We start from the raw sequence: 24,662 nt of genomic DNA on the forward strand, positions 1-24,662 counted from the left end.
ATCACACGGTGACCGCGTCTACGTCAGCAACGACGAGCCGGACCACCGCGCGCTACACCACTATGCGGGACTCAACTGCGCCCCACCGCGGCAGCCCGGCCACAAGCGCGCCCCAAGCCTCTGCCGGCAGCCCAGTCAGAACGATGTGACCTCCGCCTGGCGTCGCCGCCCCCGCATAGAAGATCCCAGCCGGCGCAGCCACGTGTCGCCCCGGGAATCCGTCAGCGCCTCGGCAGGGCGAGGCACGAGCCCCGAGGCGCAGGATTCCCCCGCGACACGGCAGCGCAGACCGGCCCACGGCCTCTCACCGAAGACCGCTCCGGCACCGTGCGACGCTGGGCCACCACCACACCCAGCCCACGGCAACTCCACCGCCCAACGCTAGAGCCACCACCCCCCACATACCCGCCCGCGGCCACGAGACGTCACAACCACCAGGCACGAACACCACTCACGCCAGAAACTCCACGCCGCCACCGCCCGCCCTCACAGCCACCAGCCGGCACCACCACCCAGCCACGAACACCACGAGCCGCCACCGTCAGCACACCCACGCCGCGAACGCTTCCAACACGCAGTCAAACCGCCAGCCACACACCTTCTTCGCCGGCCTAGACGTCAACCGCTCCGCCAACCGAGCGAGGAGGGGATCCCAGCCCAGCCAGAGCCGAGTGTGTCGAGCCCGCAGCAGGCCACGCGTCCCGCAGGGAATGGCGCCCGCGCCATCCCCCGGCCTTGAGCGCAGCGAAGGGGGATCTGGCGCAGCCATTCCCCCGGCGACGCGGCAGACTGCCAGGAGCGAAGATCACCTCGGCGAACCGAAACCCGGTCACTGCCGCACCCAGCGCAGGATGGGCCCGCCACCAGCCGCGACACACGCACCACAGCCATAAAAGCACCAACCCCAGTCCCTTGGGCGGAGTCCGGCGCCAGCTGCCAGTGTCGGCCGCAGGCCGCGCAGCGAGACGCAGTCGAAGCTGAAGGCCGAAGGCCAAAACGTCGGCAGCCAGCGCCGACAGACTCCAACCCCCCAAATCGAAAATCGCCCATCCCCTACCCCTCCGAGCTCGGCCCCCGAGATTGGGCTCGAACCGCGGAGCGGGCGAGCTACACCTGCGCCACCCCCAGAGGTCGGCCGCCGGAGGCGTGGAGTTGGGCTGGCCGCGCCTGGCCCTAGACATCACGGGGTGGAGTGGGGGTTCCAAGGGGGCGAGGAGGGCCAACTGCTACGTTGCTACCTCTGCTACCCCCAAATCCCGTCACACTAGGAGGGAGTGTTTTTTGACTGGCATTTTGGCCTCAAGGGACCATTTTGGACCGATGCCAGTACCTTTCTCTCTCTCTGAGAAAAAGTTAGAAGTAGAGGTAGCAAGGTAGCAGTTGGCCCTGGATCCCAGTGCTGGCGCGGATTTTGGCTGCTACCACGGAGTCTTTCGAGAGGTAGCACGAGGTAGCAAGGTAGCAATGAGGTAGCAGTAGTGCGTCCAAGTGCTACCTCACAGGTAGCAGCTGCTACCTCAGGGGCACTCGCGAGGTAGCAGCTGAATGCGGCTGATTCGGCCCCTCTGCGCATGGTGGGTGACGTCCCCACGCACGTCACTGCCCCGGAGTCGCACCTTGCTCTACGCCACCAGCCTCACGGAATCTGACCTTGAGACGCCCACCCTCGACTGCGCCCGACGCCCACGCGCCATCGCCCTCGGAGGCGAGCCTGAGCCCGTGCTGCGGGCGATGCTGACAGCACTCGTGGTCGACCGCCCTCGAACGCGTCGTCGATCGCTCTACGCCGACGAGCGCACGAGCCTCCTGCGCGCAATCCATAGGCAGGCACAGTCGGACAGTCTGGAGGTGGACCCCGGAGCGTCGCGCACAGGAGGCAGCTCCGCCGCCGCAGGCAATCCCGTGCCCATGGAGGAGCTGTCGCTTCTGAGCGGCTACCGCGCCTGGCTGAACACCGAGGGTGCCCCTTCGTACGTGGGGTTGCTTGAGGCAACGGCCTACCTCGGCCTGGCCGCCCTCTCGTCCGGGCGCACTGACGTCATCTCGCGCGCGGCAGCCGCGTTCCAGGAGCGGGTCGGCGAGATGCTCATGCTCGCGTGCCTGATGGACATGGAGACTCTGGACTGGCCGTGCCCCGAGTGCCGTCGACTACACCGAGATTCCTGTGCAGATGGGGCTGAGTGCCTCTCTGTGGGGTGCGCAGTCGTGGTGTGGGCTGACGCCGGGGTGGCGCCCGCCGAGGCCTGCAGCTGCGACGCTGGGGACGGCCAGGCATGCAGGGCCTCGTGCAGCTCACGCCCACGCCGCGCCGGCCTGGGCACCTGCACCCAGTGTGGCGCGTGGTGGTCGGCAGCTGAGCTAGCCGGATGGTCGGAGAGGTGCCTGGAGATGCTCACCGGCGACTCTGCCCGCTGGGAGCGCGAGCGAACCGGCATCGCTGCTGCCGCACGGCGTGCTCGCGCGGAGCACTCTGACATCGCAGCCGACTGGATCTTGCACGAACGCCTCGGGCGAATGCACCGCCGGCTCCGCACCGGCGAGTGGTGGTCGAGGCACGCCTCGAGCTCTGCGCGTGAGCGCTGGGAGAAAGACCGGGCGCGACTCATCGCCCGCGCAGCCTGACTCCCTTGCATAGAAGGGCCCCGCCAACATTCGCTGGCGGGGCCCTTCTGCATCTACTCGTCGTCCTCATACTCGAACGGCGCCGCGGCCGTGGCCAGCCAGTCGTCGTCCATGAGGGCCTCCTCGCCGGGGGAGTCGGCCCCGCTGTAGACGATCGCCCAGAGCTCCTCGTCCAGTGGCTCCTCGCCGCTCCACTGATCGTCCCACGTCGCGTCCGCGCACTTCTTGTACATCCCTTGACCTCCGTCTGGGGCGGCCGTCGCCCCTTCGATGAGGACCATGCGTAGTGGCGCCAGCTCGGCCACTCGAGGCGGATCGCCGATTCCGGAGCAAATTGGTCAAAAGTCAACTAAGTCCGCACTTGCGACTCACACCAACCAAGGAATCCGCACTATCGGCATGTGTACGCAACTGATTCCGTGGCCGAAGTTCCCCCAAAACAAGCCCTTTGGGCATCACGCCGTCCCGATGCTGCGCATGGTCTCGGTCGAGCGGGCTTGAGGGCCTTCTCACACCCCGAAATCGCATCGCACAAAGGAACACCAATGACTCTCTCCACTCTTATTGCACAGGCAGCCACCGAGCAGAACCTGCGCTTCCACGACGTCGCCCTCCACCTGTGGCCGGTCGTGGCCCAGTCCGCCGGCGGCCACATGACCGTCGCAGAGATCGCACGCGTCCTCGTGACCATTGTTGGCGTTGACGATGATCGCCTCCGCGACGCCATTGAGGAAGGCGCCCGCGCCGGACTTGTCCCTACCCAGCACCTCGTGGCCTGGATTGAAGATCCGAAGTCCGCGCCCGCCTCCCTGCACGAGCTGCTCTCCACGCCTGAGGTCGAAGCCGTGCAAGAGCAGGCGCAAATCCAGCTGGCAATGCTCGTCTCCTTCCGCCACCGCAGCTCTGCCACCGCGGCAAGCGTTGTCCGGGCCCTCGAGATGGTCCTCGACACGTCAACCTGGCCGGCCTCCGTCCGCGAGGACACCATCACCCGAGTGTCCGCCCCGTGGGTCGTGAGCGTCCTGCTGCCGGCCCTGGAGTGGGCCGAGGCCGAGAGCCGCAAGGCCACTCGTATGTGGCAGCGCTGAGCGCCACCCCACCCCGCACCAGAGGAATGACGACTCTGGGGCCCTCTAACACATCAGGAGCTCTGCGCATGGTCCAGAGCACAGGGTCGCTACCCCGAAACCAGCGGCCCGAAGAGCACACCCAAGGAACTGACATGAACACGAACACCCCCACCGACGTCGACATGGCGATGGCCTTCTTCGAGACCGTCTACGGCCCGCTCATCGACGCCGGGCACTACGCAGGCGACGAGCGCTGGGTCCTCACCGTCTCGGACCCCAAGCGCGGTAGCGAGAAGGTCGGCGACACTTACGCCCCGAAGTGCGCGGCCGCCCCGCGGATCAGCGATCGCACGGCCGTCCGCAAGGCCCTGGAGTCCACGCTTCGCGACGACGCGCGCAAATACCAGTGCAAGGTGAACCCCTTGATCACCCGTCCCCGGGCCGTCGGGACCAGCGCCGAGGTTGCCTCCCTCGCCGTCCTCACGATCGACGTCGACTGCGCTGTCGGCGAGAAGACCCTGGACGGACAGCGTCACTACCCCACCCGCGACGAAGCCCTCGAACTCCTGCGCACGTGCGAGATCCCCATGACTCTGATCGCGTCCACCGCCCACGGCTACGTCGCGTACGTCCGCCTCGAGCAGCCCATCTCCATCCACACCGTCGACGAGGCCACGGGCGAGCGCCGCCTCAATCGCCGAGGTTCGGCGATGCGGTACATCCGCGGCCTCGAGGCCTACATGATGCAGCACTGGGCGAAGGCCGGCATCGCAACGAGCGGCACCCCATTCCTCCTGGATAGCGGCGTCATCTCCGGACCTGCCCGCGAACCGCGCCTGCCCGGCAGCCAGCACAACGGCGCGGTGGCCAGGGGTTACGCGGACACGCTCGTGCGCACGGTCCACGCCTCGCGCGAATCCGAGCTGAGCATGGCGGCCCTCATCCGCCTGGCACGACCCCACCTGGAGCAGCCGAAGGCCGCCGCACCGAAGGCACGGATCGTCGACGGAGCGCTCGGCGCGCGCCTGTCGTCCATGGCCGCCAGTGCGAGCTCGTCCGAGTGGGCCGCGGTCTACGCACTCGACCGCCTCGTCCCACTGCCGGAGCTTCTGGAGGCCCTCGGCATGGAGAGCGTCTGGAGCGAGGGCATCGAATCGCGGTGGTCGGTCGCCCACGACCGGCTCGTCCCCAGCCAGGACGGGCACCTGCTGTGCACCGTGTCCGAGGCCAGCATGGCTCGCCAGCGTGACCAGGAGCAGCGCATCGCCGAGGCGAAGGCCGCCGGCAAGAGGAAGCCGAGGTTCTCCCCTTGGGTACCCGAGCACGTCGCACGCGTCCTCTCGGACCAGGCCGCCACCCTGCTCTGCACGGGTGATGCGAAGTCCATCAGGACGCACGACATCATCGCCGGCCTCTGGCAGCTGGAGGACCTCCCGTCCATCGCAGCCAAGGCCCGGGTGTTGGCCGCGATGGAGCCCGAGCGGCGACTCGAGGTCATCCAGCAGCAGCACACGGACGTCACCGGCGTCATCCACTGAGCGAGCACTGAAACTCCCTGCCGCGCGGGGATCCCAACAACACGAAAGGGGCCGAAAAATGGTTCACAGCTGATTCCCAGGTATTTCCCAGGTTCAGAGCCCTCCGTCTCCGCATGGTCTCTGGCGAAGGGGAGCTTGACCTTCACGAGCGGGGTAGCGCAGCCCCGGCCCGACTCGAAGCGCATCATCGCTACGCACAAAGGAACACCAATGACCTGCTCTGCCAACACCCCCAAGAACACTCAGCCCGCCCAGCCCGTCAACTTCGACGACGTCCTGCTGGCCAACGAGACCACCCAGGCCGCACCGGCGCCGATGGTCATCCCCTCGCTCGACGAGATGACCCCGTCCGACGAAGACCTGAGGTACGCCGCCGCGGCGTTCGCCAGGGAGGAGGATCCGCTGGGCCTGGACCGCCTCCTGCAAATCGCAAACCCGGGCACGATCTCAGTCTGCGCTCAGCAGCCGATCCGCAACCTAAGCCACCTCGCTCCACGCTTCCGCGCTCACTGGGGCGGCACCATCGCCCGCGTCCTCACCGCTGGCGAGGTCGTCCTCTATATCCTGCGCGATGGAGTGTGGGTGCCGGATCAGTCCGGTCGCGTTCAGCAGATGGTCGGCGCCACGGCTCGCGCAGCCCTTGACGAGGTCGACTACCTCATGACCCACGACCCCGCCGTCGTTCGCTCGCTGGCCGCCCACCGCCGCGTCCTGGAGGACCCCAGCGCGGATGAGGACCTGCGCTACGAGGCTCAGGCCGCGATCGACAAGGTGCGGGCAAGGATCGCCGCGCCGCGCGAATCGCTCGACGACATGATCTCGAACCAGGCCTACGCCTGGACGCGCGTCGTGAACGGCGCGCGTTCGGAGGTTTTTGGTGAGGCCGCGTTCAGCGAGCGCGACACCGACCCCTATGCCCTCAACACGCCGAACGGGCTGCTGGACCTGAGGACGCTGAAGATCCGCGAGATCACCGAGGCCGACGGCCTGATCACGTGCATTACCTCCGGGGTTTACCTCAGACCCGAGGAGCGCAAGCCGGCGCCAGGCTTCGAGCGCGCGATTCGCCACCTGCGCCGCCAGGGTGCTGCGATCGGACGCGCCTCACTCCCCTCCACCGCCACCCAGGCCGAGATTGAGGCGGCAGAGAAGCGCCATGCCGACGAGATCGAAGACTTCTACCAGCGCGCCCTCGGATACTCCATCTCGGGCAAGCCCTCTCGTTCCCTTGGCATCCTGACAGGCGCCGCCGGCGCCGGCAAGACAACGCTGGTGCAGCTTGCCTGCGAGGCCCTCGGCGGCAGCGGTTCCGACACCTCGTACGCCGGGCTCGTCAGCCCGGGCGTCCTCCACACGGACCTGTCGGACTCCAACAAGCCCTTGCCCGGAGTCCTCGACCTCGGCTCAAAGCGGTTGGTCCTCGTCGACGAGGCGGATAATCATTACAACAGCTCGGGAATCAAGAAAAAGGTCTCCGCTTCGACGCTGAAGCTCTTGGTTCAGTCGGCGCCGGTCGTGAGGGCGCGCGGCGTCTTTGGCAAAAAGCCAGTCGCCCTCAAGATCAAGGCGTCCTTTTTCGTGAGCGTCAACGACACGTTAGCGATCGCCGGCATCGACAAGGGCATCGAGGACCGCCTCCTGCCCTCGTCATGGCCGGTGCCGGTGCCTGCCGACGAGGTGGACGACGACGCGATCGCGAGCTTCTCGCAGGACGACAAGGATGCTCTCTTGAGCTGGCTGATCGACGGATTCCAGATGGCCTGGCGCCACGACCAGATCAAGGGCTCCGACCGCACCCCCCGCGGCCGCTACGCCTACCAGGAGTGGATGAAGAACGCTGTCGCCGAGGCCGGCGGCGTGGTCGACCAGTCGGAGTGTGCGCCGTTCTTCGAGGCCATGGTCGCCGGCACGGACGAGGACGGGCACGGCCTGCGACTGACGATGGGTGCCTGGCACCAGCTCTACTCCATGTGGAGGCACTCCGTCGCCCCCAGTACGCGCACAGTCGGGCTCGCCGAGTTCTCCAAGGCAATGAAGACGCGCTTCGGCGATGAGGTGACATTCGGGCGGTCGTACCACCAGACCACCAGTGGAGACATGTTGATCTCCGGCAAGCTCTTGGCCGGTGCCTACTCGACCCGCTCCCTGGACTGGCTACTGAGCCCGGGTGCCTTCCCCCGGTTCGCTGCGGCGCCAGGCGTCAAGTCCGCCGCGCGTGGGACGGCGAACAGGAAGCCAGAGATCACAGCGCCAGGTCCTGTGGTTGCCCCGACTCCGGCACCCGCACCGGCAGCAGTGCCCGCGGCACACCCCGCACCGGTGTTGGACGCGAGCGCCTCCGGCTGGGAATTCTAGCCCGCAACCGGGGCGGGGCTTCGGCCCCGCCCCGGCAGCGGCGGGGGGATCTATCTGGGTGAGGCACTCGCCACGCGTTCTGCGCATGATCCTGGGTGTCAGCCCCCTCCAGATCGGAGCACCACGATGAACGTCCCCGCCGCTGCCCCCGCGCCGCGCCCGGTTCTCGCCCGGCCACGCCAGGCCCGTGGCTCGCGGCCACCCGGAGCGCTGCTCCCATGGCGCGCGCAGCACCTGCGAGCGGTTCTCTGCCTATGGCTCGAGGTCGTTGGCGATGCCGGCGAGGCCCGGTTCGGATCCATCGTCGCGCTCTCCCTCCCCAGGGCCGTGGCGTGAAGTGGTTCCTCCGTGTGGCGGTGGACTGGCTGGGCGTCGACCGGGTCGAGGACACGGAGCTGCCGCTGGTGGCGGCCGTCATCGGCATCCCCGACGAGCTCATCGAGATTCTTTCGGGGCCGGCCGGCAGCGGTGTTGTCGTCGTGGCCATGGAGGACAGCGGCCGGGTCCGAGCGCGAATCCCCGTGCACGAGCCCTGGGCGCTGGCAGCGCAGGTGTGGGCGGTGCAGCTCGATCTTGCCGAGGACTAGGCTGGCCGTCATGGACCCGACCGAGATCCTCAGCCGCGGCCGAGACGGCACGATCTCTCGCGCGGAGATGATCCGGCAACTCTCCGCCTCGATGTTTACCCGCACCCTCTCCCGCCCCTGGCCGCACGACGGCAGCATCCCGGGCACGTGGGATGTCGTGGCTGCCGCGGAGCTGACAGGCGAGCTTAGCGCTGCCGAGGTGGACACCATCCGTGCCTCGGCCCGATGGGCTGAGAGCGACTAGCCGATTGGCGGACAAGAAACGAAGGCCCCGTCCTCGCAGACGGGGCCTTCGTTTTGCGCAGCCGGTCCAGTCCGGCCGCGGTGGTGGTGTTCCCGCACCATCACCTAGATAGAGCACCCGCGCTGAAAGTGTTGCAGGGGTGTTCACCAGCGGGCGCTCTTCTCGGTGAGGGTGTCGAGCCAAGCCTCAACGTCGCGGCGGCGGTAGAGCGTGCGGCCAGGGCCGGCGTAGGTCGTGGCGATGGGCTCCCACTCGATCGCACGGTAGAGCCAGCTGCGGCTACGGCCAACGAGCCGGGCGACGTCCGTGAGGGTAAGGAGCTGGAGATCGCGGTCGTCAGCGACGGTCTTGATGGTCCTGGTGCAGCTGGTCATGCTGAGATAGAGCACAGGACAATCGACGTGCGGCACAGATCCTACCGAAATTATTTCCACGTGCTCGATGTAGAGTGGAGGCTCCCGCACCAGGAGGCCCCCCATGTCGACCCCAGATCCCCGCGCACGAGTTCACCGTGCCGACCGCATCCGCCCAGGCGGAGTCGGCGAGCCCAAGATCATCAAAAAGGCCGAGCGCACCACCCCGTCCGGCCGCACGGCCCTGCGGTTTACCGCAAGCTGTTCCTACCGTGCGCTTTCGGATGGGGCCGAGTCGACGCGGCCTCGTGTCGTCACTCGGTCCGCGGACACCGAGAGGGCAGCCCTGCGCGCAGCCGAGGACGCAGCCCGCGAAGCCGCCGGCCTGCGACGCACGGTCGTTGGGACATGGGAGTCGGGGCAGGCGGCGACCGTGGCCGATGTGTGGACGGCGTACCTCGAACGCCGGGGCCAGCTCCTGGGCCAGGGCACTCGCGACCATTACACGCGGGCCTGGAAAAACTGGCTGTCGCCGTTCATCGGGCACGTGCCTGTCGGCGACCTCCGCCAAAAAGATCTGCGCGACGTTCTCGACCGCATTCTGCAGGGAGTGCCCGCTCCAGGCTCTCCTATCAAGGTCCGGGCCAGGCACAAGGTCGGCGGCGCCGGGGCAGCGGACACCGCGCGCGCCGTTCTCCTTGCACTGGAGCGGCAGGCCCGCGACACCGGAGTTCGCCTGAGCGGCGAGTGGGGCGTCCCCCCGACGGATGCCGGCGCAGTCCTCGGGAAGGGGGCCACCCGCAAGAGGGCGCCAGTCGCTCTCGACTCTCTCCAGCTGGCGGCCCTGACGGCGAAGACGGATGCCTGGGCCGAGCGAGAGTCGAAGATGGCCCCGGCAAAATATCGCTGGCTGTGGCCTGCGCTGATCAGGGTGGCTGCTCTGACCGGCGCGCGCCCGGGCGAGATTCTCGGAATGCAGCGCGCCGATATTCGAGTGGCGTCCCAAGAACCCCTGCGCCTGATCGTGGTCTCCGCGGGCCGGGTTGCCGTCGAGGGCGAGCCGGCCATCCCGACATACTCACCCTTCAACAAGACGCACTCCTCGGGCCAGCCGTATGTTCTCACCGTTGAGGCGTCCGAGGTGCTCGCGCGTTACCTGGACGAGAGCAAGCACTCAAGGTCGAACTTCCTTTTTCACCCGTTCAATCGGCGCAGGCATGATTTTCTCGACCCCAGGAACCTCGCTGCACCTCTGCAGGGGCGGTACGTGCGCGGGTCCGCGTACAACACCCGGTCCTCCGGAATTCTGGGCATGGAGCTGCCGAGCGATGACCCACTCTCACAGGTGCAGCTCCCCGCAAAGCTCTCACTGAAGATGTTGCGCAAGACGGCGGCGACCGCCGCCTACGCCGCCGGCGGGGTTGAGGCTGCTCGAGCGCAGCTTCGGCACGGGGCCGGCACTGGCACCGCCCAGCGTCACTACATCGACCCGTCGCTTGATGCACTGGCACCGATCATCGACACTCAGGTGGTCGCGGAGTGGCAGGCCCAGCGACTCGAGGCGATGTATGAGCGGTACGAGCCCGAGGCCTGATTTGTGCTCTCTCGTCCGCGCAGCCTACCGAGTCCTTACCGACTCGACGAATCCGAAGGCTTAAAAATCACCATAATTCCGGGGCAGATAGCGGTTGAGACGTGCAAAGCGTCCATGTCCACGTGCGCGATGACGCGGGGACGCCCGGGGGCGGGTTGCACCCACCCATCGTAGTGAGCACCCCCGACGCCCACCCCCGGCGCCGCGCGCGGCCGACGATACGATGGTGGGGTGACGTTCTCCCCCGCCCAGCAGCCCGACTTCACCCGTGCCCTCGATGCGAGGCTCACGGGCTTCCTCGACGAGCAGCTGGCCACGGTGCGCGCCATCTCCCCCGATGCCGCGGAGCTGCTCGTCTCCATCGCCGATCTCACGCGCGGGGGCAAGCGCCTGCGCCCGCTCTTCGCCTTCTGGGGCGCCCAGGCCGCGGGAGGCGAGGTGAGCGAGGACTCGATCGTGGGCCTCGGCGCCGGGCTGGAGCTCTTCCAGGCCGCAGCCCTCATCCACGACGACATCATCGACCACTCGGACACGCGCCGCGGCGCCCCCAGCGTGCACCGCCGCTTCGAGGCCACGCACCGCGCGGGCGGCTGGGACCTGGATCCCGCCGACTTCGGGATCGCGTCCGCCGTCTTGGCGGGAGACCTGGCCCTCTCGCTCAGCGAGCAGGCCTTCGCGGCGTCGGCCCCGCTGCCGCGCACGCGCCAGATCTTCGACGCCATGCGCCTGCAGGTCATGGCCGGGCAGTACCTCGACGTGTTGGAGGAGCAGATCGGTGGCGCCCGCGACCCCGAGCGCGCCGTCGAGGCGGCCCGCACCGTGGTGCGTTTCAAGAGCGCCAAGTACTCGGTCGAGAACCCCGTGCTCCTCGGCGCCGCCCAGGCCGGGGCCAGCGAGGAGCTCCTGCGCGGGCTCTCCGCCTTCGCCCTCCCCCTCGGCGAGGCCTTCCAGTTGCGCGACGACGAGCTCGGCGTGTTCGGCGACCCCGAGACCACGGGCAAGCCCGCCGGCGACGACCTGCGCGAGGGCAAGCGCACCGTCCTCGTGGCGCTGACGCTGCGCCGCGCCGACGCCGCGGGCCGGATGGCCCTCCTCGACGTCCTCGGTGATCCGCGCCTGGACGAGGCGGGGGTGCACGCAGCCCGCGAGGCCATGATCACCTCCGGCGCCCGCGCCGAACACGAGGGCATCATCGACCAGCTCACGCGCACCGCCTTCGAGGCGCTCGAGGCGCTCGCGATCCCCGACGCCGCGCGCGAGGGACTGCGTGCCGCCGGCCTGGCGGCGGTCAAGCGCCGGGCCTGAGGCCCGTTCAGGCTCCCAACGCAAGAGGGGCTGGTGCCCGACGTCGCGACGTCGGGCACCAGCCCCTCTTGCGTTGCTCGAGCGGCGCCTCAGGCGCCGATCGCCTCTACCAGGCCAGGGCCTGGGCGCGGCGGCGGATCTCGGTCTTGCGGCCCTCGCGCAGCGCCTGCATGGGCGTGCCGGGCAGGGTCTCGTCCGCGGTGAAGAGCCAGTCGATCATCTCGGCATCCGAGTAGCCGGCGTCGGAGAGCACCGTGATGGTGCCGGTCAGCGAGTCGACGATCTTCCCGTCCTGCAGGAAGGCGGCCGGGACCGACTTCGCCTTGTTGTCGCCGCGCTTGACCGCCACGATCTGGCGCTGATCCAGCAGGCGGTGCACCTCCCGCAGCTCGACCCCGAGGGCCTCCATCAGATCAGGGACGGTCAGCCACTCGCCGACCAGGGCGTCAAGTTCCTCGTTGTTGCTCACGCCTCCAGTTTCCCACACCCGCGGCCGCCCCGCCTCCGCGCGTCGTGCCCGCGCGGTTTTGCCCCGCGCCGTGATCGTGTAGATTCACACGAGTCACAAATGCATCACGAGTCACATCAGTCACAAGCGACACATCCGTCGTCGCCCAACGTGGCCCGTCCGTCCGTGAGGAAGCCCCGTCATGCCTCTGAACCCTCCCCGCCGCCGATCGCCCCTGCACGGCGCGATCGTCACGGCGACGCTGCCCGTCATCACGCTGGCCGGCATCTCCGTGGCCGCCGCCCCGGCGCAGGCCGCACCGGGCCCGGCCGGCATGGCCCCGACCGCCAAGAACATCGCCGCCTCCAAGGCCCGGATCGCCGCTTCCCTGCAGGCCAGCGCCGCCAAGAAGAGCGCGAGCAACACGGTCACGGTTAAGCGCGGCGACAGCCTGTGGGCCATCGCGACCCGCAACGAGGTCTCGCTCGCGCAGCTCCTGAAGCTCAACGGGCTCAAGGCCTCCGACGTCATCCACCCGGGGGATCGCCTCGTCCTGCGCGCCACGAGCGCCACGTCCAGCTCCACCAAGGCCTCTGCGGGAACCAGCAAGGTCACCGCGTCCAGCGCCAAGGCCGCGAGCCACACCATCAAGGCCGGGGACACCCTCTCGGGCATCGCCCACCGTTACGGCCTCACGCTCCCGAACCTGCTCAAGCTCAACGGGCTCAAGGCCTCCGCGATCATCTACCCGGGCCAGAAGCTCAAGCTCGGCGCCACGGCGTCCGCGTCGACCTCCACGTCGGGCTCCGCGAGCTCCACGAGCTCCGCCAAGAAGCCGGGCGTGTCCGCCTCCACCGGGACGAGCGCCGTCAAGGCCGCCGCGAGCCACACCATCAAGGCCGGCGACACGCTCTCCGGGATCGCCGCGAAGTACTCGGTCTCGCTCAACGAGCTGCTCGCCGCCAACGGCCTGAACCGCTCCTCGATCATCTACGTGGGGCGCACCCTGAAGCTCCCGGCCACGGCCACGAGCGGCACCTCGGGCGCGAGCTCCACCGGGTCCATCCCCAAGACGTTCCTGCAGTACACGTACTCGGATGCGACCAACCGCTCGGCCAACGCGAACAAGGCGACGCTCAACGCCCGCTCGGTGCCGAGCCGCGCCCAGATGCGCCAGATTGTCATCGCCGAGGCCAAGCGCCGCGGCGTCGACCCGGCGCTGGCCGTGGGGCACGCGAGCGTCGAGTCCGGCTTCGACGCCCGCGCGGTCTCCCCCGCCAACGCCCTCGGCGTCATGCAGATGCTGCCGAGCACCGGGGAATGGATCTCGCAGCGCGTGGGCCGCAAGCTCGACCTGCTCGACCCCTACGACAACGTGATCGCCGGCGTGGAGTACATCAAGTACCTGCAGTCCACCGCCCGCTCCTTCGACGAGGGCATCGGCGCGTACTACGCGGGCCCCTCCGGCGTGGTCAAGCGCGGGCTGAAGAACGATGTGCTCGACTACGTCAACAAGGTCAAGGCGGCCATGTCGGCCTAGCCGCAGCCGAGCCTGGCGGCGGCGCCGGCCCGGACGGGCAACGCCGAAGGGAGGGCCACCCCTGTGGGGTGGCCCTCCCTTCGGCGTTGTCGAGGCGCTTAGTCCTTGGGCAGGGGCAGGTCCATGCGCACCCGCGTGCCGCCCTCGGCCCGGTCCTCCCACCACATCGACCCGCCCAACTCGGCGGAGACGAGGGTTTTCACGATCTGGGTGCCCAGGCCGCCGCTCGGGGTCACGCCACCCAGCCCCACGCCGTCGTCCTCCACGTCCACGAGGAGGCGCTCACCGCCCTCCTGCGTGAGGCGCTCGGCGCGCACCACGACCGAGCCGTCGCGCTCGGCCAGGCCGTGCTCCACGGCGTTCGAGACCAGTTCGTTGAGCACGAGCGAGAAGGGCGTCGCGAGGTCGCTCGGCAGATCGCCAAAGCTTCCCACGCGCCGCGTGAGCACGGTGGTGCCGGGCGAGGCCAGCTCGGCGGCCATCCGGATCTGGCGATCGACCAGCTCGTCGAAGGGCACGTTCTGGCTCAGGCCGTGGCTCAGCGCGTCGTGCACCTGGGCGATGACGCCCACGCGGCGCATGGCCTCCTCGAGCCCGCGCTTGCCCTCCTCCGATTGCATGCGGCGCGACTGCATGCGCAGCAGCGCCGCGACGGTCTGCAGGTTGTTCTTCACGCGGTGGTGGATCTCGCGGATCGTGGCGTCCTTGGAGACGAGCTCCTTCTCGCGCCGGCGCAGCTCGGTGACGTCGCGGGCCAGGACCAGCGCGCCGTAGCGGCCCTCCTCCGTGCGCAGCGGAATGGCGCGGACGTTGAGCCCCACGCCGCCCGCCTCGATCTCGGCGCGCCACGGCATGCGCCCTGAGAGCACGAGCGGCAGGGATTCGTCCACGACCTTGGTGCTCGTCGCGGCCGCCTCCACGACATCGGTGAGCCGGCGCCCGTCCAGCGAATCGACGCCGCCGAGGCGGCGGAAGGCCGAGACGCCATTGGGGCTCGCGTATTCGACGACGCCGCCGCGATCCAGGCGCACGAGCCCGTCGCCCACGCGCGGGGCGCCGCGGCGGCCACCCGTGGGCGTCGCAAAGTCGGGCCACAACCCGCGCGAGACCATGACGAGCAGATCGTGCGCGCTTGAACGGTAGGTCTGTTCGAGCCGCGAGGAGGTGCGGGCGCGCGCCACGTCGGCGTGGATGGTCAGCACGCCGAGCGTCCTCCCGTCGCGCACGACCGGGACCGCCTCCACGCGCAGGGCGTGCTCCGGCGTGAAGTGATGCTCGGGCGCCCGCACCGGGGCGCCCGAGTCGATGGCCTCCTGGGCCAGCGCGCGCAACCCGCGGCGCATGCGCTGCCCCACGAAATCGGTGTGGAACACCGTGTGCGTCGTGGAGGGACGCACATGGGAAAGTGCCGTCAGCGCGCCGGAGGAGCCGGTGGCCCACAAGACGATGTCGGCGAAGGCCAGGTCGGAGACCAGCTGCCAGTCGCCCACCAGCAGGTGGAGCCACTCCTCATCCTCGTTGCTCAGTTGCGCCGATTCTCTAACGGCATCAAACAGGCCCATGGGACGAAGCGCTCCTCGCGGTACTGGTGGGCGACGGCGCAGCCGGTATTAGCGGCGCACGATCGAGCGCAACAGACGCAGCGCCACGGACAACGATGCCATGTCGTTGCCCCCGGCCCCCAACACCTCGGCGAAGGAACGCTGGGTGCGCTCCAGGCGATCGGCATTGTGCTCCTGCCAGGCGGCGAGCCGCTCGGTCGGATCGCCGACCTCCGGCTCGTCCTCCAGCACCACGGCGGTCAGGTCGGCCACGGTGGCGTAGAGATCGTCGCGCAGGGCGGCACGGGCCAGCGTCTTCCAGCGGTCGGTGCGCGGCAGTTCGGTGATCCGATCCAGCAGCGAGTCGACGCCGAAGCCCGCGTAGGCCGCGAAGTACACCCCCGCCACCTCCTCGGCCGGGCGCTGCGTGCGGTGGGCGATCGAGACGATGTCCAGCAGGGCGAAGGACTCGAACTGGCGCGACCAGCGGGCGGCGAGATCCTCGCCGGTCCCCCACTCGAGGGCCGTCTCCTTCCACTGCTGAACGCGGGCTGCGTCCACGCCGGAGAGCAGCTCGGGCAGGCGCGCCTCGAGCTGGCCCACCGGCTCCTGGAAGCGCTCCACCGAAGCGGCCACGCCGCCGGAGACCTGATCATGCTCGATGAACCAGCGCGTGGTGCGATCGAGCAGGCGGCGCAGATCGCCGTGCAGGCGCGTCCAGTGCTCGGTCCCGAAGGACGCGGGCAGCGCGTTGACCTCGTCGACGTAGGCGTCCATGCGGTAGATGGTGCGCAGGGCCAGGAAGGCCCGCACCACGTCGGCCTCGGACGCGCCCGTCTCCTCCATGGCGCGGAAGACGTACGAGGCGCCGCCGAGGTTCACGGCGTCGTTGGCCAGCACGGTCGCGATGATCTCGCGGCGCAGCGGGTGGGCCTGCAGGGCCTCGCCGAAACGCTCGCGCAGCTGGCGAGGGAAGTAGTCGGCCAGGACCGGCGCGAGCGAGGGATCGTCCGGCAGATCGGAGGCCGTGAGCGCCGTGGCGAGCTGGATCTTGGCGTAGGCCACGATCACCGCGAGCTCCGGCGTGGTGAGCCTGCCGCCATCCGCGAGGCGCTTCGCGAAGGCCTCGGTGCTCGGGAGGAACTCGAGCTCTCGATCCAGGTCGGCGTGGGTCTCGAGGAAGCCCATGAGGCGCTCCTGGGAGGCTCCCCACTGCCCCGGATCCTGCTTCTCATTGAGCAGCAGCACGTTCTGATCGAAGTTGTCCTTGAGCACGAGCTCGGCGACGTCGTCGGTCATGGAGTGCAGCATGTCGGCGCGGTCGGCCGCGGCCAAGGCGCCGTCGCGCACGAGGCGATCCACCAGGATCTTGATGTTCACCTCGTGGTCGGAGCAGTCGACGCCGGCCGAGTTGTCGATGGCGTCGGTGTTGACGATGACGCCGCCCAGGGCGGCCTCGATGCGGCCGCGCTGGGTCATGCCCAGGTTGCCGCCCTCGCCGATCACCTTGACGCGCAGCTGCGCGCCGTCGATGCGGATCGCGTCGTTGGCACGATCGCCCACCTCCGCGGCCGTCTCGTCGGTGGCCTTGATGTAAGTGCCCACGCCGCCGTTGTAGAGCAGATCGACCGGGGCCTTCAGGACGGCCTGGATGAGCTCCGGCGGGGAGAGCTGTTGCACCGACTCGGGCAGGCCGAGGGCCTCGCGCATCTGCGCGCTGATCGGCACCGACTTGGCGTCGCGGCCGAACACGCCGCCGCCCTCGCTGATCAGCTCCGGGTTGTAGTCGGCCCAGCTGGAGCGCGGCAGCTCGAAGAGGCGCTGGCGCTCGTCGAAGGAGGCCTCGGCGTTCGGGGTCGGGTCGACGAAGACGTGGCGGTGATCGAACGCCGCCACGAGCCGCGTGTGGCGCGAGCGCAGCAGGCCGTTGCCGAACACGTCGCCCGACATGTCGCCGATGCCGACCATCGTGAAGTCCTCGGTCTGGACGTCGACGCCCAGCTCGAAGAAGTGGCGCTTGACCGACTCCCAGGCGCCGCGCGCGGTGATGCCCATGGCCTTGTGGTCGTAGCCGACCGAGCCGCCGGAGGCGAAGGCGTCGCCGAGCCAGAAGTTCCGCTCGGCGGCGAGCGAGTTGGCGAGGTCGGAGAAGGACGCGGTGCCCTTGTCGGCCGCCACCACGAGGTAGGTGTCGTCCGCGTCTCGACGCACGACGTCGAGCGGGGGCACCACGGACTCGCTGCCGTCGGCCTCCGTGGCGAGGTTGTCGGTCACGTCCAGGAGGGAGCGAATGAACTCCGAGTACGCGGCCTTGCCCGCCTCCATCCAGGCGCCGCGGTCCACGGCCGGATCGGGCAGCTGCTTGGCGAAGAAGCCGCCCTTGGCGCCCGTGGGGACGATGACGGCGTTCTTGACCGTCTGGGCCTTCACGAGGCCCAGGATCTCGGTGCGGAAGTCCTCGCCGCGATCGGACCAGCGCAGGCCGCCGCGGGCCACCTCGCCGAAGCGCAGGTGCACGCCCTCGACCTCGGGCGAGTAGACCCAGATCTCGAAGGCCGGGCGGGGCAGCGGCGCGTCCTCGATGGTGCGCGTCGCGAGCTTGAACGCGAGGCGATCGTGGCCCTGGTAGTAGTTGGTGCGCAGCGTGGCGTCGATGAGCCCCGTGACGCGGCGGATGAGTCGGTCGGCGTCGAGCGTGCCGACCTCCTCGAGCCCGGCCTCGAGCGCCGCGTGGCGCTCCGCCACGGCGGCGGCCCGGCCCTCGTCGGGCAGGGAGGGATCGAAGCTGTCCTCGAAGAGGCCAACGAGGGCGCACGCCACCGCGGGGTACCGCAGGAGGGTCTGGGCCCAGAACGCCGGCGAGGTGGGCACCCCGAGCTGGCGCAGGTAGCGCGAGTAGGCGCGCAGCATGGCGACCTGGCGCCAGGAGAAGCCGAGGCCGGTCACGAGGCTCTGCAGGGCGTCGGACTCGGCGCGGCCGTGGGCCACGGCGCGGTAGGCGTCGGCGAGCAGCTGCTGCAGCTCGGCGCTCGCCTCGGTCTCGCCCTCGGGCAGGCGCACGCCGAGGTCGTAGAGGAAGAACTCGCCGCCATCGGACGGGCGCACGGCGTACGGGCGCTCGTCGCGGACGTCGATGCCGAGCGCGTGCAGCACCGGCAGGATCGAGGAGAGCGGCTGGGCCTGCTCGAGGTAGAGCTTCAGGCGGGTCTCCCCCGTGCCGCGCTCCGGCTCGAGGTACAGGCCGATGCCCTCGCTGGCGCCGAGGGCGTCGAAACGCTCGGCATCGGTCAGGGCGTCTTCGACCTCATAACCCACGCGGTAGTCAGCGGGGAAGGCCTCGGCCCAGCGGGCCGACTCGGTGCGGGCAACGGCCGGATCGAGGCGGGCGGCAAACGTCTCCGAGACGCCCTCGGACCACGAGCGCACGGCGCGGCCGAGGCGTGCCTCGAGCTCGGCCTGGTCGACGTTGGCGACCGTCCCCTCGCCGGAGAGGCGAATGCGGTAGGCGAGGCGCACGAGCGCCGACTCGCTCATCCGCAGCTCGTAGTCCATCGACACGGCGTTGAACGCGGAGCCGAGCTCCTCCTCCACGCGCAGGCGCACAGGGGTCGTGTAACGGTCGCGCGGGATGAACACGAGGGCCGTGACAAAGCGGCCGTAGTAGTCCTGTCGCAGGAACACGCGCGTGCGACGGCGCTCCTGCAGGTGCATGATCCCGTCCGCCGTGGCGGCGATGGTCTCCTCGTCCGCCTGGAAGAGCTCGGTGCGCGGGTAGGTCTCCAGGATCGTCAGGAGGTCCTTGCCGGCGTGCGAGTTCGGCGCGAAGCCCGAATCGCCGAGGACGCGCTCCACCTTGGTGCGCACCACGGGCACTGAACGCACGGGCGCCATGAGGGCGGAGGAGGCGAAGAGGCCGATGAAGCGGCGTTCGCCCGTCACGGAACCGTCGGCGGCGAAGGACTTCACGCCGACGTAGTCGAGGTAGGTGTTGCGGTGCACCGTGGAGCGGCGGTTGGCCGTGGTGAGCACCAGGGCACGCTTCTCGCGGGCGCGGGCGAGGCCCAGGCCGGTCAGCGGACGGGACTCCTCGCCGGCGCGGCGCAGCAGGCCGAGGCCCGTGCCGGCGACCGGGCGGAGGGCGTCCACGCCGTCCGGGGACTCCAGGGCGTACTCGCGGTAGCCGAGGAAGGTGAAGTTGCCGTCGTCGAGCCAGCTGAGCAGCTCGGCGGCCTCGGAGGCGTCGCTCGCCTCGGCCGGCATGGAGCCGGAGCGGATCTCCTCGGCCAGGCCGCGGGCGCGCTCGCGCATCTCGGGCCAGTCGTTGACGGCCACGCGGACGTCCTCGAGCACGGCGGCGACGTCGGCCAGCAGGGCCGCGGCGGCGTCGGCGTCGAGGGAGCCAGAGATCTCCACGCTGATCCAGGACTCGATGACGGCCGTGCCGCCCGCGGGCGCGGCGGCGACGTCGAGCTTGGGCAGGGCGGCGGTGTCGCCGCTCGCAACGGCGCGCGTGGACGGCACGGGGTTCAGCGCGAGCAGCTCACCGTCGGCGAGCGCGCGGTGCGCGATGAACGTGGGGTGCACCACGAGCGTGAGCTCCTTGGAATGGCGCAGCACGGCGTTCGTGACGGAGTCAACGAGGAAGGGCATGTCGTCGGTGACGATCTGCACCACGGTGTAGTCGCCGTCCGCGTGCGCGCCAACGCGGGCTGTGCCCGCCGGGCGGGTGGCCCCCAGTGCCACATGCGAGTGCACCCGGCGGCGTAGCTCCGCCTCGTCGCGCTCGGCCCGGTCCTCCGGGGCGAGGTGCCGATAGTAGGTGCCGACGAGGTCGTCAGTGACCTCAATCGCTTGAACGGGATGCGACTGGCCGAGGCCCGAGTCGTTCACAACGCCCTCCGAGAAATGGGGTGTAGCCGCGTCATTGCGGCGAGACGTGTCCCACCATAGCCCGTGTTGCGGCCCACGGACACGGGGAGCGCAGCCGGGCGTTTCCCGCCGAGCGACGCGCGAGCCTCAGCCCGCCAGGGCGGCGATCGCGCGGCGCAGGGGCGAACGTGGCGCCGCCTCGGCGAGCGCCCTTCCGCGCAGGAGGGCGGCGTCGGCCGCCGCCGGCTCCGAGGGCAGGAAATGGCTGGGCGAAAAGGCCTTGGGGCCGAAGCGCTCCCAGGCCCGGCGGATGCCCCGTTCAGGGTGCGTTCCCGACACGGAGGAACGCACCCGATTGAGCACGACGACGGGCGGCGGGCCCGCGGGCAGGGTCGCCGCTTCCTCGCACAGGCGGACGAGCCGCGGGAGCGAGACGGGGTCAGCCTGGCCCACGGCCAGGAGCCGGTCGGCGGCGCCGATCGCGGTGAGCGTGGCGTCGTTGCGCTGCGGCGCGAAGGAATCGAGGAGCAGTTCGTCGTCGCGCGTGACGGGGGCCGCGACGTCGACGATGACCTGGTCGCACACGGAGGCGAGCGCGGCGAGCGCCCGCCCCAGCGAGGGGCCGGAGACCTCCGCCCACCGCTCGGGACGCGGAAGGCCCGACGTGAAGCGCAGGCCGGCACCGCCGGCCCGCACGCGGGCGAAGGATTCACCGTCCGCGCCCGGGTCGAAGCCGCCTTGATCCACCTGGCGGCACAGGCGCACGATCCCGGCGCTTTCGTCCAGCAGGCCGAGGGCCGTCGCGAGGCTCGCGCCGTGGGTGTCGGCGTCGACCAGCACGGTGCGCTGGCCGCGCAGGGCCTCCTCGACGGCGAGGTTGAGGGCCACCGTCGAGCGCCCGGGCGCACCGCCCGTGCCCCAGACGGTGGTGATCCGTCCCCGCTGCGGCGCGATCGGGAGGCCTGGCGCACCCGGGGGCGAGTGGGGCGCGGGCGGTTGCACGCCGAGGCGCCCCCACTCCCCCGCCCAGAGTGCAGCGACGGCGGCCTCGATCGCGGCGGGCTCCGCGTCCCACGTGAGAACGCTCAGTCCCCAGCGTTCCAGGCGCAACCGGTCAGCCTCGCCGGCGACGAGCGCGACGCCGCGGCCGCCTGCCCGGTGGAGAGACTCGACGAGGGCAGCATCGATCGAGGCGGCATCGCCGGCGAAGACGGCAACGGTGGCCAGGCCCGAGCCGATCACGGCCAACAGCTCGGCCGCATCGGGCACGTGACGGACCACCGTGAGCGCCGCGCTGGCCTCGAGCCGCCCGACGAGTCCGCGGTCGTCACCCATGACCACCACCGTGCTCACGGCGCCACCCCGCTCGCCTGGCCCAGCTGGGGAGGCGACCCGGCCACGACGTCCACGCGCTCCGCGCCGCGGGCCGCCACGAGTGTTGCCACCTCCGCCGGCGGGACGAGCACCTCCAGGACGGTCCGGCTGTTTCCGGCGAGGCCCGCCTCGCTCGTGGAGATCGCCGTGACCTCGAGCGAGCGCAGCGCAACCCGCGGGGCCGCCGTCGCCCCGTCCTTGACCTCCGTGACGAAGACGTCGACGTGAGAGCCCACCCACACGCCGGCCGGGGCCCCGCCATCCAGGTCGAGGCGCATGGGTCGCCGTTCGTCCCCCGCGGGGCCCAACGCCCGCAGGGGAAGCAGTTCGCCCTGCCGCACGGCGGCGAGCACCCGCGTGCCGGCGGGCGGTTCGCTTGCGGCGCTCAGGTAGGCGCCGGCGCTGTCGCCGAGCCGCACGTTGAGCACCACGAGGTCCTCGCGCGTGAGCTCGGACCCGGCCCCGAGGTCCCGGGCTGCCGCGTACACGGCCTGTGTCTTGTCGAAGCTCTGGACGAGCGCGACGACGCCAAGGACCGAGGCCAGGACGAGAACCACGCCGATGACGAAGCGCGGGTCCTTCACCCCTGCGCGCGAAAAGCGCCGACGCGTCGGCTGCTGCCCTGCCTCCATGAGTCCCCCCTAGCGCGCGAGCCCCTCGCCGCGCGACGTCCGCCGAGCCTCCCTCACGCCGCGCCGAGGCGCAAGGGGTCATCCGGCGGCTGTGGATAGCCTCAGCCGCCGAGCGCGCCCGAGAGGGGCTCGAGCACCCAGGCGCTCACCCCGGCCAGCCCGAGGACGAGGGTTCCCTCGTCCCCGCGCAACTCGGCATGGTCTTGCCCCACCTGCATCAGCCGCGCCGAATACACGCTCCCGTCATCCACGAGGGCCTTCACGGGCGGACGGTGCCGCGAGGCCCGGCGCAGCATGGCGCGCAACGACTGACCGCCCCGTTCGAGCTGCGCCGCGGCGCCCGTCGCCGGCGCGATGCCGACGCCTGCGCCCTCCTGGGAAGCCGGGCCCTCCTCCAGCGCGGAGCGAACGACGGCCAGCTGCAGACACCACTGTTCACCGCCCTGGTCCAGCACCAGGCAATCCGCCTCGACGCGCAGCAGCCTCCCGGCGCATCCGTGGCCGCCCGCCAGTCGCAACCGCCACTGGCGGCCGGCCCGCAGGCGGTCTCCGAGGTCCAGCCGGCCGCGCTCGGCGCGGCTCAGCTCCTGCGCCTCGTCCCACAGCTCGCGCTGCGCCTGGGCGGAGGCCTGTGCCTCGAGGTCGGCGAAGAGGTCGTCGAATCGCATGCCGGCATCGTAGGCCTTGACAGCACGACAACACGCGTCCACACTTCATGATCCATAGTTAATGACATCAAACACCATCAAAGGGGAGATGAGAACCATGGACCCCAGACCCTGGCTCCTGTGGCTCTGCCGGCTGGCGCTGGCCGCCGCGGCCCCGTGGTGGTTCACGCTCGCTTCCCGGCCCGACGGGCTGCCCGGCCAGGTCTGCGCCCTGCTGGCGTGGTGCGCAAGCGGCTACGGCCTCCTGTGCTGGCTACTGAGCCTCGTCACCGCCGCGTGTCTCCTCCTGAGTCGCGGCGCCGGCCAGGCCGGCCGCGCCGCCACCCTGGCCAGCAGGGGCCTGCGGGTGCTCGGCCTGTCCGCCGTGCTCGGGGTGCTCGCCGCGCCGCTCGCCTCGGCCCACGTACACGTTCCCCCCTCCGCCGGGGCGCCTGCGTCTGTGACCCCCGCTTCCCCTGCGCAGCGGACGCCGTCGCCGGCCTGGCCAACCACGTCCGCCGGGGCCGGCGAGTCGTCCGACGACGACCCCAGCGACGTCGCCGCACCGACGGCATCCGTGGCGCCCGCGTCGAACCCCGCGCCCGTCACCGGGCCGGCCAGCGCGCCCGCCGACGTCACGGCCCCCGTGCCGGGCGACGGCCCGGCGACGCCCCGCGACACCGGCGATCACGGCTCCCCCGGCCCCACCGGCGCGTCCCGTCCCGGCGCGAGCGACGCACCCGCGTCCGGCAGAGACAGCGCCGTGCCGGCGGACCCCGCTGGCCCCACGAGCAGCGCGCCAGGGGCCGGGTGGCCAGCCGCCCCGTCTCACACCAGCACCGGCGCGTCGACGCAGCAGGCCGGGCCTGACGCCCCCGAGCGGGACGCACCGGCACCGTCCGACGCCGCGGGGCCGGGTACGGGCGTGCACCCCCTCGCCGATCCCTCGCCGTCCGCGCCTGGCCGGTCCTCCGGCGGCTTCCTCCCCGCGCCCGAGGCCCCGGATCTCGGCCGGGCCTGGGGCGGCGCCCGCACCGCGGACACGGACGTGGTGATCGTGCGGGAGGGCGACTCCCTGTGGTCCCTCGCGGCCCGTCACCTGGGCCCCGCGGCCGACGCCGGGGACATCGCCGCCGAGTGGCCGCGCTGGTACCGACTCAACGCCGAGGTGATCGGCGCTGACCCGGATCTGCTCCTCGTGGGCACCCGACTCTTTGTCCCGCAGTAGTCCCGCCGTCCTTGCACGGCGCCCGCCGTCACCCTGAGGTCCCTGCCCGCCCCGCCCGCCCTGCCACCACCGAAGCACCAGCGAAGGAGACGCGCCATGCAGCAGCTCCCGGCGGCGAGCCAGCTCGCCGCTTCCACAGCACCCCATCACGGTGCCGGGTCTCCACGCCCGGCCAGCCTGCCGGCGTGGGCCGTACCGCGGCGGGCCCTGCGCTGCCCGTCCGCCCCCGTGCATCGCGATCCCGAGCGCCAGGCGGCGACGGACGGCGTGCCGGCCCCCTTGGCCTTCGTGCCCAGGGAGCGGGCGGCCGCGCCCGGTGTCGATCCGTCAGCGGGCGCCGACCAGGCCGGGGCGCCCGCGGAGATCGGCGCGGCGGAGGCGGCGCGCGTCGTCGCCCTGGCCGTCGCCGAGGCCCTGCGGGGCCAGCGCACGGTGCAGCAGCTCGGTCACCATCTCGACCTCGAGTGTTACCGCAAGGTCGAGCGGCGCGTGCGCTGGGAGCGGGAGGCGCGCGCCATGGCGCGCTCCGCCCCGGATCCGGGCGTCCTACGGGTGCTCTCCTGCCACGTCCAGGCGATCGGCGAGCGGGTCCGCGAGTGCACCGCCTCGCTCGCCTCGGCGGAACGGGTGCGGGCCCTGTGCTTCCGCCTCGAGCTCCTGCGCGGAAGGTGGCGCTGCGTGGAGATCGAGATCGGTTAACGCCGGCGGCGCGGGT

General features: G+C 70.7%; 18 protein-coding genes. 10 read left to right on the forward strand and 8 right to left on the reverse strand.

Translation table 11 applies throughout. The features are described from left to right. Positions 1 to 2,675: 2,675 nt before the first annotated feature. The gene (locus DWB68_RS06240) at positions 2,676 to 2,855 is read right to left on the reverse strand and encodes a hypothetical protein (protein WP_119424290.1); all 180 of its coding nucleotides are present in this window, start codon (positions 2,853 to 2,855) and stop codon (positions 2,676 to 2,678) included. Positions 2,856 to 3,167: 312 nt separating this feature from the next. Here DWB68_RS06240 and DWB68_RS06245 point away from each other — a divergent pair, with 312 nt between their 5' ends. The 5 genes from DWB68_RS06245 to DWB68_RS06265 all read left to right on the forward strand — a co-directional run bounded on the left by DWB68_RS06245 (position 3,168) and on the right by DWB68_RS06265 (position 8,416). Further along, entirely contained in the window at positions 3,168 to 3,710 is a 543-nt protein-coding gene (locus DWB68_RS06245; protein WP_119424291.1) for a hypothetical protein, read from the forward strand. 134 nt (positions 3,711 to 3,844) lie between these two features. Continuing rightward, positions 3,845 to 5,230, forward strand: a complete 1,386-nt coding sequence (locus DWB68_RS06250) for a hypothetical protein (protein ID WP_119424292.1) — start codon at positions 3,845 to 3,847, stop codon at positions 5,228 to 5,230. 135 nt (positions 5,231 to 5,365) lie between these two features. Then, a complete protein-coding gene (locus tag DWB68_RS06255; RefSeq protein WP_147391604.1) occupies positions 5,366 to 7,585 on the forward strand; it encodes a hypothetical protein in 2,220 nt (739 codons plus the stop codon). Between the two features lie 332 nt (positions 7,586 to 7,917). Continuing rightward, positions 7,918 to 8,172, forward strand: coding sequence for a hypothetical protein (locus tag DWB68_RS06260; RefSeq protein ID WP_119424294.1), 255 nt, complete (start codon positions 7,918 to 7,920; stop codon positions 8,170 to 8,172). A 10-nt stretch (positions 8,173 to 8,182) separates the two neighbouring features. Beyond that, positions 8,183 to 8,416, forward strand: a complete 234-nt coding sequence (locus tag DWB68_RS06265; RefSeq protein WP_119424295.1) for a hypothetical protein — start codon at positions 8,183 to 8,185, stop codon at positions 8,414 to 8,416. 143 nt (positions 8,417 to 8,559) lie between these two features. On the opposite strand, the gene DWB68_RS06270 is transcribed toward DWB68_RS06265, so the two are convergent. Further along, positions 8,560 to 8,790, reverse strand: a complete 231-nt coding sequence (locus DWB68_RS06270; RefSeq protein WP_158588224.1) for a helix-turn-helix transcriptional regulator — start codon at positions 8,788 to 8,790, stop codon at positions 8,560 to 8,562. Between the two features lie 103 nt (positions 8,791 to 8,893). Here DWB68_RS06270 and DWB68_RS06275 point away from each other — a divergent pair, with 103 nt between their 5' ends. Together DWB68_RS06275 and DWB68_RS06280 are read left to right on the forward strand one after the other, a co-directional pair. After that, a complete protein-coding gene (locus DWB68_RS06275; protein WP_147391605.1) occupies positions 8,894 to 10,363 on the forward strand; it encodes a site-specific integrase in 1,470 nt (489 codons plus the stop codon). Between the two features lie 231 nt (positions 10,364 to 10,594). Next, positions 10,595 to 11,668, forward strand: coding sequence for a polyprenyl synthetase family protein (locus DWB68_RS06280; protein WP_119424298.1), 1,074 nt, complete (start codon positions 10,595 to 10,597; stop codon positions 11,666 to 11,668). A 106-nt stretch (positions 11,669 to 11,774) separates the two neighbouring features. Here the strand turns inward: DWB68_RS06280 and DWB68_RS06285 are convergent, their stop codons facing one another. Beyond that, complete coding sequence (locus DWB68_RS06285; protein ID WP_119424299.1) at positions 11,775 to 12,137, reverse strand: Rv2175c family DNA-binding protein; 363 nt, start codon at positions 12,135 to 12,137, stop codon at positions 11,775 to 11,777. Between the two features lie 181 nt (positions 12,138 to 12,318). Here DWB68_RS06285 and DWB68_RS06290 point away from each other — a divergent pair, with 181 nt between their 5' ends. Then, complete coding sequence (locus DWB68_RS06290) at positions 12,319 to 13,656, forward strand: LysM peptidoglycan-binding domain-containing protein (RefSeq protein ID WP_119424300.1); 1,338 nt, start codon at positions 12,319 to 12,321, stop codon at positions 13,654 to 13,656. Between the two features lie 98 nt (positions 13,657 to 13,754). On the opposite strand, the gene DWB68_RS06295 is transcribed toward DWB68_RS06290, so the two are convergent. The 5 genes from DWB68_RS06295 to DWB68_RS06315 form a co-directional block, all read right to left on the reverse strand. Continuing rightward, entirely contained in the window at positions 13,755 to 15,218 is a 1,464-nt protein-coding gene (locus DWB68_RS06295; protein WP_119424301.1) for a sensor histidine kinase, read from the reverse strand. Between the two features lie 48 nt (positions 15,219 to 15,266). Further along, entirely contained in the window at positions 15,267 to 20,087 is a 4,821-nt protein-coding gene (locus DWB68_RS06300) for an NAD-glutamate dehydrogenase (RefSeq protein WP_119424302.1), read from the reverse strand. 126 nt (positions 20,088 to 20,213) lie between these two features. Then, positions 20,214 to 21,419, reverse strand: a complete 1,206-nt coding sequence (locus DWB68_RS06305) for an AAA family ATPase (RefSeq protein WP_119424303.1) — start codon at positions 21,417 to 21,419, stop codon at positions 20,214 to 20,216. Then, on the reverse strand, positions 21,416 to 22,072 hold the full coding sequence (locus DWB68_RS06310; protein WP_119424304.1) for a CpaB family protein: 657 nt from the start codon (positions 22,070 to 22,072) through the stop codon (positions 21,416 to 21,418). The genes DWB68_RS06305 and DWB68_RS06310 overlap by 4 nt, the downstream gene beginning before the upstream one ends. Positions 22,073 to 22,173: 101 nt before the next feature. Next, positions 22,174 to 22,740 carry a hypothetical protein gene (locus tag DWB68_RS06315; protein WP_119424305.1) on the reverse strand — a complete coding sequence of 189 codons (567 nt, stop codon included), beginning with the start codon at positions 22,738 to 22,740 and terminating at the stop codon, positions 22,174 to 22,176. Positions 22,741 to 22,837: 97 nt separating this feature from the next. Between DWB68_RS06315 and DWB68_RS06320 the strand changes: the two genes are divergently transcribed. Both DWB68_RS06320 and DWB68_RS06325 read left to right on the forward strand, forming a co-directional pair. After that, complete coding sequence (locus DWB68_RS06320) at positions 22,838 to 23,947, forward strand: LysM domain-containing protein (protein ID WP_147391606.1); 1,110 nt, start codon at positions 22,838 to 22,840, stop codon at positions 23,945 to 23,947. A 96-nt stretch (positions 23,948 to 24,043) separates the two neighbouring features. Continuing rightward, complete coding sequence (locus DWB68_RS06325; protein WP_119424307.1) at positions 24,044 to 24,646, forward strand: Rv3235 family protein; 603 nt, start codon at positions 24,044 to 24,046, stop codon at positions 24,644 to 24,646. The last annotated feature ends 16 nt before the right edge of the window (positions 24,647 to 24,662 follow it).

Origin of the sequence: Galactobacter valiniphilus, from assembly GCF_003575975.1 — a bacterium.
In the GTDB taxonomy this organism is placed as follows: Bacteria; Actinomycetota; Actinomycetes; order Actinomycetales; family Micrococcaceae; genus Galactobacter; species Galactobacter valiniphilus.

What these genes read in the sequence shown, in the direction of transcription:
- DWB68_RS06240 (WP_119424290.1), bottom strand. Translation starts at nt 2,855, where the DNA reads ATGTACAAGAAGTGCGCGGACGCGACGTGGGACGATCAGTGGAGCGGC.
- DWB68_RS06245 (WP_119424291.1), top strand. Translation starts at nt 3,168, where the DNA reads ATGACTCTCTCCACTCTTATTGCACAGGCAGCCACCGAGCAGAACCTG.
- DWB68_RS06250 (WP_119424292.1), top strand. Translation starts at nt 3,845, where the DNA reads ATGAACACGAACACCCCCACCGACGTCGACATGGCGATGGCCTTCTTC.
- DWB68_RS06265 (WP_119424295.1), top strand. Translation starts at nt 8,183, where the DNA reads ATGGACCCGACCGAGATCCTCAGCCGCGGCCGAGACGGCACGATCTCT.
- DWB68_RS06270 (WP_158588224.1), bottom strand. Translation starts at nt 8,790, where the DNA reads ATGACCAGCTGCACCAGGACCATCAAGACCGTCGCTGACGACCGCGAT.
- DWB68_RS06275 (WP_147391605.1), top strand. Translation starts at nt 8,894, where the DNA reads ATGTCGACCCCAGATCCCCGCGCACGAGTTCACCGTGCCGACCGCATC.
- DWB68_RS06290 (WP_119424300.1), top strand. Translation starts at nt 12,319, where the DNA reads ATGCCTCTGAACCCTCCCCGCCGCCGATCGCCCCTGCACGGCGCGATC.
- DWB68_RS06295 (WP_119424301.1), bottom strand. Translation starts at nt 15,218, where the DNA reads ATGGGCCTGTTTGATGCCGTTAGAGAATCGGCGCAACTGAGCAACGAG.
- DWB68_RS06310 (WP_119424304.1), bottom strand. Translation starts at nt 22,072, where the DNA reads ATGGAGGCAGGGCAGCAGCCGACGCGTCGGCGCTTTTCGCGCGCAGGG.
- DWB68_RS06315 (WP_119424305.1), bottom strand. Translation starts at nt 22,740, where the DNA reads ATGCGATTCGACGACCTCTTCGCCGACCTCGAGGCACAGGCCTCCGCC.
- DWB68_RS06320 (WP_147391606.1), top strand. Translation starts at nt 22,838, where the DNA reads ATGGACCCCAGACCCTGGCTCCTGTGGCTCTGCCGGCTGGCGCTGGCC.
- DWB68_RS06325 (WP_119424307.1), top strand. Translation starts at nt 24,044, where the DNA reads ATGCAGCAGCTCCCGGCGGCGAGCCAGCTCGCCGCTTCCACAGCACCC.